9 protein-coding genes and 1 pseudogene are annotated in these 12,160 nt (G+C 38.6%); 6 read left to right on the forward strand and 4 right to left on the reverse strand.

Annotated features, from left to right (window positions below):
* Positions 1–47: 47 nt before the first annotated feature.
* The 4 genes and pseudogenes from gyrB to dnaA all read right to left on the reverse strand — a co-directional run bounded on the left by gyrB (position 48) and on the right by dnaA (position 6,101).
* On the reverse strand, positions 48–2,474 hold the full coding sequence (gene gyrB / locus AB8618_RS15825) for a DNA topoisomerase (ATP-hydrolyzing) subunit B (protein ID WP_413401014.1): 2,427 nt from the start codon (positions 2,472–2,474) through the stop codon (positions 48–50).
* Between the two features lie 12 nt (positions 2,475–2,486).
* Positions 2,487–3,580, reverse strand: a pseudogene (gene recF, locus AB8618_RS15830) (DNA replication/repair protein RecF).
* 15 nt (positions 3,581–3,595) lie between these two features.
* Entirely contained in the window at positions 3,596–4,699 is a 1,104-nt protein-coding gene (dnaN, locus tag AB8618_RS15835) for a DNA polymerase III subunit beta (protein WP_413401016.1), read from the reverse strand.
* Between the two features lie 13 nt (positions 4,700–4,712).
* Complete coding sequence (dnaA, locus tag AB8618_RS15840; RefSeq protein WP_024601489.1) at positions 4,713–6,101, reverse strand: chromosomal replication initiator protein DnaA; 1,389 nt, start codon at positions 6,099–6,101, stop codon at positions 4,713–4,715.
* A gap of 506 nt (positions 6,102–6,607) precedes the next feature.
* Between dnaA and rpmH the strand changes: the two genes are divergently transcribed.
* From rpmH to mioC, 6 genes are all read left to right on the forward strand, one after another.
* On the forward strand, positions 6,608–6,742 hold the full coding sequence (gene rpmH / locus AB8618_RS15845; RefSeq protein ID WP_008112968.1) for a 50S ribosomal protein L34: 135 nt from the start codon (positions 6,608–6,610) through the stop codon (positions 6,740–6,742).
* Between the two features lie 7 nt (positions 6,743–6,749).
* A complete protein-coding gene (rnpA, locus tag AB8618_RS15850; protein ID WP_008467046.1) occupies positions 6,750–7,175 on the forward strand; it encodes a ribonuclease P protein component in 426 nt (141 codons plus the stop codon).
* 126 nt (positions 7,176–7,301) lie between these two features.
* Positions 7,302–7,577, forward strand: a complete 276-nt coding sequence (gene yidD, locus AB8618_RS15855) for a membrane protein insertion efficiency factor YidD (protein ID WP_024601490.1) — start codon at positions 7,302–7,304, stop codon at positions 7,575–7,577.
* A gap of 8 nt (positions 7,578–7,585) precedes the next feature.
* On the forward strand, positions 7,586–9,223 hold the full coding sequence (yidC, locus tag AB8618_RS15860) for a membrane protein insertase YidC (RefSeq protein WP_290170935.1): 1,638 nt from the start codon (positions 7,586–7,588) through the stop codon (positions 9,221–9,223).
* 130 nt (positions 9,224–9,353) lie between these two features.
* Entirely contained in the window at positions 9,354–10,718 is a 1,365-nt protein-coding gene (gene mnmE / locus AB8618_RS15865) for a tRNA uridine-5-carboxymethylaminomethyl(34) synthesis GTPase MnmE (RefSeq protein ID WP_413401017.1), read from the forward strand.
* Positions 10,719–11,666: 948 nt separating this feature from the next.
* Positions 11,667–12,116: an FMN-binding protein MioC gene (mioC, locus tag AB8618_RS15870; RefSeq protein ID WP_413401018.1), complete on the forward strand. Its 450-nt coding sequence runs from the start codon at positions 11,667–11,669 to the stop codon at positions 12,114–12,116.
* Positions 12,117–12,160: the final 44 nt, after the last annotated feature.

Below are 12,160 nucleotides of genomic sequence, written 5' to 3' on the forward strand. Positions count from 1 at the left end.
AATAAAAAAGGAGCCTAAGGCTCCTTTTTTGTGATTACGATAATGTTTTATACGTCTAAGTTAACCACACGCAGTGCATTCGTTTCAATAAACTCACGACGCGGCTCAACTTGATCGCCCATTAATGTGGCAAATAATTGATCCGCTGCAACAGCATCTTCAATTGTTACTTGCAACATACGGCGTGCACTTGGATCCATAGTGGTTTCCCAAAGCTGACTTGGGTTCATTTCACCTAGTCCTTTGTAGCGTTGAATGTAGATCCCACGCTTAGACTCTGCGATCAACCATTCCAATGCATCCACAAAGTTATCAACAGGTTTTGTTTTCTCACCACGTTGAATATATGCACCCTCTGTGATGATATTAGCAATGTTTTTACCTGTTACAGCAATACGTTGGTAGTCTCTTGATGTAATAAAGTCATAATGAAGTACGTGTGCTTTATCCACACCATGCTGACGAATATTCACAACTGGATAATACAAGTTACGCTCTGTATCGTGCTCAGTTCCCGCATGGAAAATAGTTGCATCTTCATCACGTTCAATTAAGTCATCAACCAGCTCTTTAGTCCAAGCAATTACCTTAGCTTCGTCTGAAAGGTCTTCTTTTTTCAGCTCACTTTGGTAAATCAAACGGTTCATAACTGTGTTCGGATACTTACGCTTTAAGCGCTCGATAACTTTAACCGTGTTTTGATAATCGTGAACTATTGATTCTAACGCTTCACCATCAACCGCTTCAGCACTATCACTAGTGTACAGTGCTGCATTGCTTAGCGCTAAAGATGTAAGGTAATCAACTAATGCTGGGTCATCTTTAATATAACGCTCTTGCTTGCCTTTTTTCACTTTATAAAGTGGAGGCTGAGCAATATAAATATAACCACGTTCAACAATTTCCGGCATTTGACGGTAGAAGAATGTTAGTAGCAAAGTACGAATGTGAGAACCATCCACGTCGGCATCGGTCATGATTATGATACGGTGATAACGTAGTTTCTCAGGGTTATATTCGTCACGGCCAATACCACAACCTAGTGCAGTAATTAGCGTTGCCACTTCTTGTGAAGAAAGCATTTTATCAAAACGTGCTTTTTCTACGTTTAAGATTTTACCTTTAAGCGGAAGAATTGCTTGATTCTTACGGTTACGACCCTGCTTGGCTGAACCGCCAGCTGAGTCACCCTCCACTATATATAGTTCAGATTGGGCTGGATCTTTTTCTTGGCAATCCGCAAGTTTGCCCGGTAAACCGGCTAAATCCATAGCACCTTTACGGCGGGTCATTTCACGAGCTTTACGGGCTGCTTCACGCGCGCGTGCTGCATCAATAATTTTGCCAACAACAATTTTAGCATCCATTGGGTTTTCTAATAAAAACTCAGTGAATTTTTCAGCCATTGCTTGCTCTACAGCAGACTTAACTTCACTAGATACTAGCTTGTCTTTTGTCTGTGATGAGAATTTAGGATCAGGCACTTTAACACTAACAACAGCCGTTAAGCCTTCACGAGCATCATCGCCCGTTGCGTTACTTGTTGTTTTAGCCTTTTTGTTAAAGCCTTCTTTTTCCATGTAGTTATTAAGCGTACGTGTTAGCGCAGATCTAAAACCAGCTAAGTGAGTACCACCATCACGTTGTGGGATGTTATTAGTAAAACAGTAAATGTTTTCTTGGAACGCATCATTCCACTGCATTGATACTTCTACACTTATACCATCTTCTTCACGCTCGTGAGTAAAATGGAACACCCCTTTATGCACAGGTGTTTTATTACGATTTAAGTATTCAACGAACGCTCTAATACCACCTTCGTATTTAAAATGGTCACTTTTATTTTCTTCGCGCTCATCATTTAAAATGATGCTCACACCTGAGTTCAAAAACGATAACTCGCGTAAACGCTTAGCTAAAATATCGTAATGGAAATCTAGGTTAGTAAACGTTTCTGCACTTGGCCAAAAACGTAACTCAGTACCGGTTGTTTCAGAATCACCAATAGCTGCAAGTGGTGCATCTGGAACACCCATAGTGTAAAACTGTTCGTAAAGTTTACCTTCACGACGAATAGTTAGTTTTAACTTTTCTGATAATGCATTTACTACCGATACACCAACACCGTGTAAGCCACCTGATACTTTATAAGAGTTATCATCAAACTTACCACCAGCGTGTAATACCGTCATAATAACTTCAGCTGCAGATACACCTTCTTCTTCATGTATAGAAGTAGGAATACCACGGCCGTTATCTCTTACAGATACCGAACCGTCTAAGTGAATTGTGACAAATATATCATCACAGTGACCAGCTAAGGCCTCATCGATAGAGTTATCAACGACCTCAAACACCATATGGTGTAAGCCCGTACCATCATCGGTGTCCCCTATATACATACCAGGACGCTTTCTTACTGCATCTAATCCTTTAAGTACTTTAATACTCGACGAATCATAATTCTCAGACATGGTTAATCCCACTTATCTTGTTATTAGGTTGCCATGTTTCACGTGGAACATTTTTAGTTCTCGTTTCATGGGTTCCACCACAGCAGAAATACTTTCAGATAAAATTGAAGAAATAAATATTTGAGAACTGCAATGTGTCAATAACTGACCCACTTTCTCTTTTGTATCTTCGCTTAGCTCTGAAGGTAAATCATCTATTAGCAATATAGATTGCTTATCTGTCTCTGACTCAATCAAACTATTTTGCGTTACTTTTAACGCATACAACAATAGCTTTAATTGCCCGCGTGAGAATACATTCTCAACGCTGCTGCCAGCGACACTAAAACTAAAATCAGCCTTATGAGGGCCTTTACTAGTAAAGCCTTGACGAGCATCTCGCTCAAAGCTTTGCTCTAACGCATCAGAAAGAGATTCGCTCTCTTTCCAGCCCGCATTAAAGCTAATTTCTAGATCGCGTATTAGCGTTAATTCTGCACACATTTTATCAAAAAACTGCTGCTTAAACCTAGTTATATACGCGATTCTTAATTTATTTATTTGTTCAGCCAGTCTAACAAATTCTTTGTCCCAAAACTTGATTTGGTCAAAATAATTCTTAGGCTTAGATTTCAACAAGGCATTGCGCTGTTTAAGCACTTTATTAAACGATTGCCATAAGAAAAAAACTCATGTTCCACGTGGAACAAACCTAAGTCTAAAAACTTTCTGCGCTCTTTAGGGCCACCAAAAAATAATGAATAGCTTTCTGGTGTGATAACTTGCACTGGCATAAGTTGAGCAAGTTCAGATACTTTTCGACTCGCCTTACCCTGTATTTTTAAATTAGTTTCACCCGCTTGAGTTTTACTTATCCCTATTGGAATAGATAAATCCTGTAACGCTTTGCGACCATGAATAACAAATTGATCTTGGTGATGAGCGATGATGCTTTTATGTTTAGAGGTTCGAAAAGATTTGCCGTGAGAAAGGTAATAAATAGCCTCTAAAAGGCTGGTTTTTCCGCTGCCGTTTTCACCATAAATTATATTAACGCCGTTAACTGGTTCTAGCGTCAGTGCCTCAATATTACGAAAATATTTGAGGCTCAAATGACTTAAGCTCATTATGTATATATGATCTTATAAACGCATTGGCATAACAACGTACATAGCTTCTTCATCACCCGCACCCTCTATAAGTGCACTGCTATTTGAATCGGCAAGCGTAAATAATACATCTTCGGTTTTTAATGTATTTAATACATCTAATACGTAAGACACATTAAAGCCTATTTCTAGGTCATCACCCTCGTACATTACTTCAACCACTTCTTCAGCTTGTTCTTGCTCTGGGTTGTTAGCCGTAATTTTTAATAAGCCGTTTGATAAATTTAAACGTACACCACGAAACTTTTCGTTCGATAAAATCGATACGCGTTGAAAAGCATTACGTAACCATTCTCTGTTTGCTGTAATTACTTTATCGCCACCGCGCGGTAAAACACGACGGTAATCAGGGAAACGGCCATCAACTAATTTACTCGTAAAGGTAAACTCAATATCAATAATACGAATGTGGTTAGCACCAAACTGAATAGTTACCAGCTCTTGGTCGGCAACCATTAGACGCATAATTTCTTGCACGCCTTTGCGCGGTATAATTAATTGGCGCTGTGTATTTAACGACTGACCTAGTTGTTTTTGTGCAATAGCTAAACGGTGCCCATCAGTGGCAACTGTTTTTATATCGCTGTTATCAACTTCAAACGACATGCCGTTTAAGTAATAACGCACATCTTGGTTTGCCATTGAAAAGTGTGTGCTTTCAAGTAATTTACGCAATTCTAAGCGTGTTAGTTGAAATTCAACCTCACCATCCCACTGCTCTAAATTAGGAAAATCTTCAGCCGCTAAAGTGGTCAATGAAAAACGACTTTTACCACTGGTTAAAAGTAGCTGATGGTCTTGCAAGCTTAAAGTAAGATCAGACCCATCCGGTAAACTTTTACAAATATCGAGTAATTTTTTAGCCGGTAATGTGAGTTTAGTATCGGCAACATCGTCACCTACAAACACACTCGCCACTAATTCAATTTCAAGGTCGGTCCCTGTCATTGAAAGCAGGCCATTTTCTACCACGAGCAATACGTTAGATAAAATAGGTAACGTATGCTTACGCTCAATGGCACCCGATACTTGTACCAATGGTTTTAAAAACTGTTCTCTTGATATTGTTATTTGCATAATAAAGTCAGCCCTAAGATGACAATGTTCTTATTAAGTTTTGGTAATCTTCTTTAATCTCGTGGCTTTCGTCACGTAATGATTTAACTTTGCGACACGCGTGCAGTACTGTTGTATGGTCACGCCCACCAAAAGCATCCCCAATCTCAGGTAAGCTGTGATTAGTGAGTTCTTTAGATAATGCCATGGCAACTTGGCGAGGCCTTGCTATAGAGCGGCTACGGCGCTTAGACAGTAAATCAGATACACGTATTCTATAGTATTCTGCAACCGTACGTTGAATGTTGTCTATGGTGACTAGTTTGTCTTGCAGCGCTAATAAATCACGCAGTGCTTCTTTTACAAAGTCGATAGAAATTGGGCGGCCGGTAAAGTTTGCGTTAGCAATTACACGGTTTAATGCACCTTCAAGCTCACGTACGTTTGAGCGTAATTTTTTCGCAATAAAAAATGCCACTTCATGCGGTAAATTAATTTTACTTTGCTGGGCTTTTTTCATCAAAATAGCAACGCGTGTTTCAAGCTCTGGTGGCTCAATCGCGATGGTTAATCCCCAACCAAAACGAGATTTAAGGCGATCTTCAACCCCTTCAATCTCTTTAGGGTAACGGTCAGAGGTTAAAATAATTTGTTGGTTACCTTCTAATAATGCATTAAAGGTATGAAAGAATTCTTCTTGAGAACGTTCTTTATTAGCAAAAAATTGAATGTCATCAATCATTAATGCATCAACACTACGGTAATAACGCTTAAACTCTTCAATCGCATTATTTTGCAGTGCTTTAACCATGTCTTGAACGAAACGTTCTGAATGCATGTAAACAATTTTAGCATCGGGCTTATTGGCCATAATACCGTTGCCTACCGCATGTAATAAATGCGTTTTACCTAAGCCCGTACCACCGTAAATAAATACAGGGTTAAATGCAGAGCCTGGGTTGTCTGCTACCTGAGTGGCAGCCGCTTTTGCTAATTGGTTAGATTTACCCTCAACAAAACTATCAAAGGTATAGTTTTCTTTAATGTTTGATTTATAACCAGATTTAGGAGCTGGTTCTACAACCGGTTTTTGTTCTCGAGGTTGTTGTTTTGCCGTTGATTGCGTGCTTGGCGCTGATTGTGTTTCAACCACCGGTGCAGCTTGTGCATTTAATAGCGGCTTACTACCTACATCAAAGCGTAACTCGGGTGCTTCTACACCACAAATCTCTACTAATAATTCATTTATTCTATTTAAGTACTTCTCTCTCACCCAATCAAGTACGAAACGATTAGGCGCGTAAATCGTCAAGGTATCTTCGGTACTTTCTGCTTGAAGTGGTCTGACCCACATACTGAATTGCTGCGAAGGCAATTCATCTTGCAATACATATAAACAACTTTGCCAAACCGACAGATACACAGTAAAACTCCCAGAGATATAATTTTTATTCCCGCACATCAATAATGATTCAAAAATCACACCTGTATTGCGTTTAAATGGCTCAATAAGCAGCCCAAGACCGACTATTATGAATGCACTTTATCCACAAGTAAAAGATTGATTTTTGTAAAATTGTTGATATCGATGTATAAATATAATAACAGACTGATTTAAATAGCTTTTTATTTTAAAGCTTGATTAGAGATCATAACAAAACTGGCAGCAGATCGCGACCATAATTTACGATCTAATTTACTTTTCCCATGCTTTTATTCACTTTTTATACAGGGGCTGTGGAAAACTTCTTATTTATGATGATCCTATCGGATCATGAAAATTGATCATAAATAAACATGCTTTACGCACTCTATTATGATTGACTTTTCGTCACTTCATCTATAATATCTCGCGCTCGCAATGGCACCTGTGCCAGGATCGCGACCTGCATAGGATGTTTTAACTTTAACCGATCGGATGAGATTGTTATGAAAAGAACTTTTCAACCTAGCGTTTTAAAACGCAAACGTACACACGGTTTCCGTGCTCGTATGGCAACTGTAAATGGCCGTAAAGTATTAGCTCGTCGCCGTGCTAAAGGCCGCAAAGTTCTTTCTGCTTAATTTATAAGTGGAAGACTTTAGCTTTGGCAGGGAGTTACGTCTGTTAACTCCCTCGCATTACTCTCGCATATTTAACGAACCCGCTCGGGCTGCAACTCCTTTCTTTACCTTATTAGCAAAACCAAGTGACCAGTCAAAACCTCGGTTAGGCCTTACTGTTGCTAAAAAACGTGTAAAAAAGGCATGTCAACGAAACCGTATTAAACGTCTTGCTCGCGAAAGTTTTCGTTTAAACCAACACACGCTCGATAATATTGATATTGTGTTGATGGTTAAAAGTGGCATTGATGAACAGTCTAATGAAGAATTAACCAAACAACTTACAAAGCTGTGGCGTAAGATTAATGAACGCTGCAAACCTGGTGCCCCTAAACCGCCACCATTTAAAAAACGCCCAAACAAATCAGCTAAATCGACTAAACAAACCCAATAGCAATAGAATTACAGGGTTAATTAAGGTATCTTTAGCTCACCTTTTAATCATGCGTTTAAAATCTCATAGTGAGTCTTTAAATACATGGTATCTATTCACTAAACATAACGTAGGGGCATGTACAACATGAGGTTACTTAAACCACTTGCTGCTTTACCAACACGTTGTTTAGTTTTATTTATCCGCGGTTATCAAAAGTGGATTAGCCCGCTATTAGGTCCGCATTGTCGTTTTAATCCAACATGCTCTAGTTACGCTATTCAAGCAATAAATTTGCATGGATCGGTAAAAGGGAGTTGGTTAGCTGTTAAACGCATATTAAAATGCCATCCTTTACATTCAGGCGGAGACGACCCCGTTCCTGAAAAATTAACCCGTATTAACCACCAACACGAGAAATAAGAGCTGTTATGGAATCGCAACGCACGTTTTTATTCATCGGCCTAATGCTAGTGTCGTTTTTATTATTTCAAGAGTGGAATAATGACTACAACACACCAAAAGCCGATCCTAGTGCCACTACACAAACACTAAAAGCAAATTCACCAGAATCAGATGATTATGTTCCAGCTTCATCAGACTCAGGTTTACCTGCTTCAACAACTTTAGCTAAACGCGCTGTTATAAATATTACAACAGACGTTTTTAAAGTAAAAATTGACACCAAAGGCGGTGACATTGTTGAAACAGACTTAATTGATTATAAAGAAACCAAAGGCAGTGATGTTCCTTACATGCTACTTGGTGAATTTGATGGTAAACAATACTTTTCACAAAGTGGTTTAATAGGTTTAAATGGCCCAGATGCATCAGCAAATGGTCGTCCTACTTACCAATCAGAACAAACTTCTTATACTTTAACGGGTGATGAGCTTCGAGTTCCTCTTCAGTTTACTGATAGTAACGGTGTAAGTTTCACTAAAACCTATGTATTCAAAAAGGGTCAATATGATGTTGGCTTAGAATATAAAGTTAACAACACCACTAGCGCGCCAGTACAAGTGCAACTTTACACACAAATAAAGCGCACCGTACAAGAAAAAGGCAGTATGGTTGATCAAAACTATTTAGGGGCTGCATACGGTACTGATGAAGAAAAATACGAAAAGTATAGTTTTTCAGATATGGCCGATAAAAACCTAAATAAAAATACTCAAGGTGGTTATGTTGCCTTTATTCAGCATTACTTTGTAAGTGCTTGGGTACCAATGCAAGATCAAACTAATACTCTTTATAGTTTAATTACTAAAAGTAATGCGGCTATTATTGGTGTTAAAGACGAAGCGGTAAATGTTCAAGCTGGTAGTGAGCAAGTACTTACTGCAACTTATTACATGGGCCCTAAAGAGTCAGATAAACTTGAAGCCATTCATCCAGACCTAGACTTAACAGTTGATTATGGTTGGTTGTTTTTCATTTCGCAGCCGTTATTTGTGCTACTTAAATGGTTACACAGTATTTTAGGTAACTGGGGTGTAGCAATTATTGCCATCACTATTATCGTTAAAACATTAATGTACCCACTGACTAAAGCACAGTACACCTCAATGGCTAAAATGCGTGCATTACAGCCTAAGATGAAAGCGCTAAAAGAAAAGTATGGCGATGATCGTCAAAAATTCGGCCAAGCGACTATGGAAATGTACCGTAAAGAAAAAGTGAACCCTATGGGTGGCTGTTTCCCTATTTTACTGCAAATGCCAATCTTCTTAGCCTTATTCTATGTATTCTTAGAGTCTACAGAACTTCGTCACGCTGAATTTGTACTTTGGCTAACTGACCTTTCTGCGAAAGACCCATACTACGTATTACCAATCTTATTTGGTGCGAGTATGTTTATAACGCAAAAACTACAACCTATGACGGTTACCGATCCAATGCAGCAAAAAATGATGACCTTTATGCCGGTTATCTTCTCTGTATTCTTCTTATGGTTCCCATCTGGTTTAGTACTTTACTGGTTAGTGTCTAACCTTATTTCTATTGTCCAGATGTTAATCATCTACCGTGGCATGGAAAAGAAAGGAATTAAAGTAAGGGGCGATTAAACTCCCTACTTATATAAAGGCGACTTAGGTCGCCTTTTTTATTGCCTATTTTTTATAACAGCATTCGCGAGTGCCTATTTGATAGGTTACAATACCGCCATTACGTTATTTAAGTTGGCAAATAAACCGCATGATCAATCACGATACAATTGCAGCACAAGCCACTGCCCCAGGCCGAGGCGGTGTTGGTATTATTCGCGTTTCAGGAAACCTAGCCAAACAGGTTGCTGAAAAAATAATAGGCAAAGTCCCTAAAGTTCGTTATGCCGACTATGTGCCATTTAACACCCTTGCAGGTCAGCAACTTGACCAAGGTATTGCGATTTACTTTGCTGGCCCACACTCATTTACCGGTGAAGACGTACTCGAACTCCAAGGCCATGGTGGCCCTGTTGTTCTTGATATGCTACTCAAAGAAATAAGTAAAATAGACGGTGTGCGTTTAGCTAAACCAGGGGAATTCTCTGAGCGTGCGTTTATGAACGACAAGCTTGATTTAACTCAAGCAGAAGCAATCGCCGACTTAATTAATGCAACTAGCGAGCAAGCCGCTAAAAGCGCTCTACAATCACTTCAAGGGCAATTCTCTAAGCACATAGAAACCTTAGTTGAAAAAGTCATTCACTTACGTATGTATGTGGAAGCAGCTATTGATTTCCCTGACGAAGAAATCGATTTTTTATCAGACGGAAAAGTGGGTGGTGATTTAAATGCCATCATCAAGCAGCTTAATGCCGTAACCAATCAAGCCAAACAAGGCAGCATAATGCGCGAAGGTATGCGCGTCGTTATTGCTGGTCGCCCTAATGCAGGTAAATCAAGCTTACTTAATGCATTAGCAGGGCGAGAAGCGGCTATCGTAACTGAAATAGCCGGCACCACTCGTGACGTATTACGTGAACATATACATATAGATGGTATGCCACTGCATATAATAGATACCGCAGGCCTTCGAGAAAGCCCAGATAAAGTAGAACAAATAGGCATTGAACGTGCCTGGGATGAAATAAACCAAGCTGATCGGGTGCTATTTATGCTTGATGGCACCGACACCACTGATACCGATCCACATGCTATTTGGCCTGAATTTATGGCTAAGTTACCCCAAGGTATGGGCGTGACTGTGATCAGAAATAAAGCCGATTTATCAGGTGATGTAGTCGGCATAGATCAAAAACAACAATATCCTGTCATCAGTTTAAGCGCTAAAAATGCTGATGGTATAGAGTTAGTTCGTACTCACTTAAAAGCTTGCATTGGTTTTGATGGTGCTACAGAAGGTGGTTTTATGGCACGCCGTCGTCACTTAGATGCACTAGAACATGCTGCGTATCATTTAGATACAGGTAAAACACAATTAGAGATGCATGTGGCCGGTGAAATCCTCGCGGAAGAACTGCGTTTAACACAGCAGTATCTTAACGAAATAACTGGTGAATTTACTTCTGATGATTTGCTTGGCAAAATTTTCAGCTCGTTCTGTATCGGTAAATAGTCGAACTAATAAGTAACAATTTGATCATTAAGGGCACTTAGGTGCCCTTTTTACTGCCTACTATTTTTAATATCGACTCGCCAAAATGCATTTTAATAACTCACTTTAAAAACCAAGCAGACTAAAAATACAGCTAAATTGCACCAATATGAGCCTCCATTCATGTTTAAAAATGTGTTTAAGGTAGATGAGCTAAACCTATAATCACACCAAAAAGCAGATAAACTACCTACATTAATAGTAAAAAATTAAGCTTATTTCCCCCTAAAAGAGAACCTATTACATTAGCTTTTCAAGCTTGGCCATAGGAAATTATCAAACCATAAAAATAAAACGTACCTAAAAAGTAAGTTTGATCGCCCACTCCACCAGCAAAATATAATTAATTTCTTAGTTTAAATTGATGAAATTATTTTTTTGCAGATCAGTTATCCACAATTGGGGTTTTACTACCTTAAAAATGAGTTAAAAGCGATAAAAAGTAAAAATATGCTGTGTTTAAATCAGTTAAATAGTGATTTTTGGAAAATAAAAATGGATTTTTAGTCTGATCTGCATAAATAGATCATTTTTTTTAATTATTCTCGATCCCAATTTTAAGTTATCAACATGCTTTGTATCCACACTAAGATCAACACGCCTTTATTTATGAATTTGTACTAGCTGGTGGTTAACACTCAATATAAAATCAATAACTTAGCAAACTATTTATAACATTGCTTTTTAGTTAAGCAGAGCTTTCCCCAACCTTATCAACAACTTGATCAGAAGATTACATTTAAATATATTTTGTTAATCCATTAATAATCAACAAGTTAAAGCAGTGGTTAGTGCGGAGGCTTAAATTACCACAAAAATAGTTATACAAAATAACACTCTTAACTTTACTGTTATACTCACTGAGCTATCATAGGCAGCAATTAAAACTAATAGTGATCAGTAATATTCATGAGTTCAGTAAATATTATCGTTGGTAGTCAAATGGGATCCGCCGAGTACGTTGCAGAGCAGTTAAATGATGCACTTAACAACCAAGGGATTAATAGCCAACTACATGATCAACCTGAGTTTAATGAAATCGATCAACAAAATACTATTTGGTTGGTTTGTACATCAACATACGGTGCGGGTGACTACCCTGACAACCTGATTGATTTTATCGAACAAGTATCTCAAGTGGATGATCTTTCGCATTTAAAGTATTCAGTTATTGCACTTGGCGATACTAGTTACGACACTTATAACCTTGCAGGACGCAATATAGATGCCCTTTTAAGTCAAAAAGGCGCTGTAAAAGTAGCACAACGTTTAGAGCTTAATATTCTTGATGAAGCTTTGCCCGAAGATACGGCCTTAGCTTGGTTAGACTCGTGGATAGCACAGACAGGTTTAAAATAGAAAGATCAAGCAAAAAGTTATAAATAAAGTTACCCACAATTTAC

Source organism: Pseudoalteromonas sp. RW-H-Ap-1 (assembly GCF_048318575.1).
GTDB lineage: Bacteria > Pseudomonadota > Gammaproteobacteria > Enterobacterales > Alteromonadaceae > Pseudoalteromonas.

Bases quoted from the DNA above. Each gene is read 5' to 3' on its own strand.
- mnmE (WP_413401017.1), top strand. From the start codon at position 9,354: ATGATCAATCACGATACAATTGCAGCACAAGCCACTGCCCCAGGCCGA.
- rpmH (WP_008112968.1), top strand. From the start codon at position 6,608: ATGAAAAGAACTTTTCAACCTAGCGTTTTAAAACGCAAACGTACACAC.
- yidC (WP_290170935.1), top strand. From the start codon at position 7,586: ATGGAATCGCAACGCACGTTTTTATTCATCGGCCTAATGCTAGTGTCG.
- mioC (WP_413401018.1), top strand. From the start codon at position 11,667: ATGAGTTCAGTAAATATTATCGTTGGTAGTCAAATGGGATCCGCCGAG.
- gyrB (WP_413401014.1), bottom strand. From the start codon at position 2,474: ATGTCTGAGAATTATGATTCGTCGAGTATTAAAGTACTTAAAGGATTA.
- yidD (WP_024601490.1), top strand. From the start codon at position 7,302: ATGAGGTTACTTAAACCACTTGCTGCTTTACCAACACGTTGTTTAGTT.
- dnaN (WP_413401016.1), bottom strand. From the start codon at position 4,699: ATGCAAATAACAATATCAAGAGAACAGTTTTTAAAACCATTGGTACAA.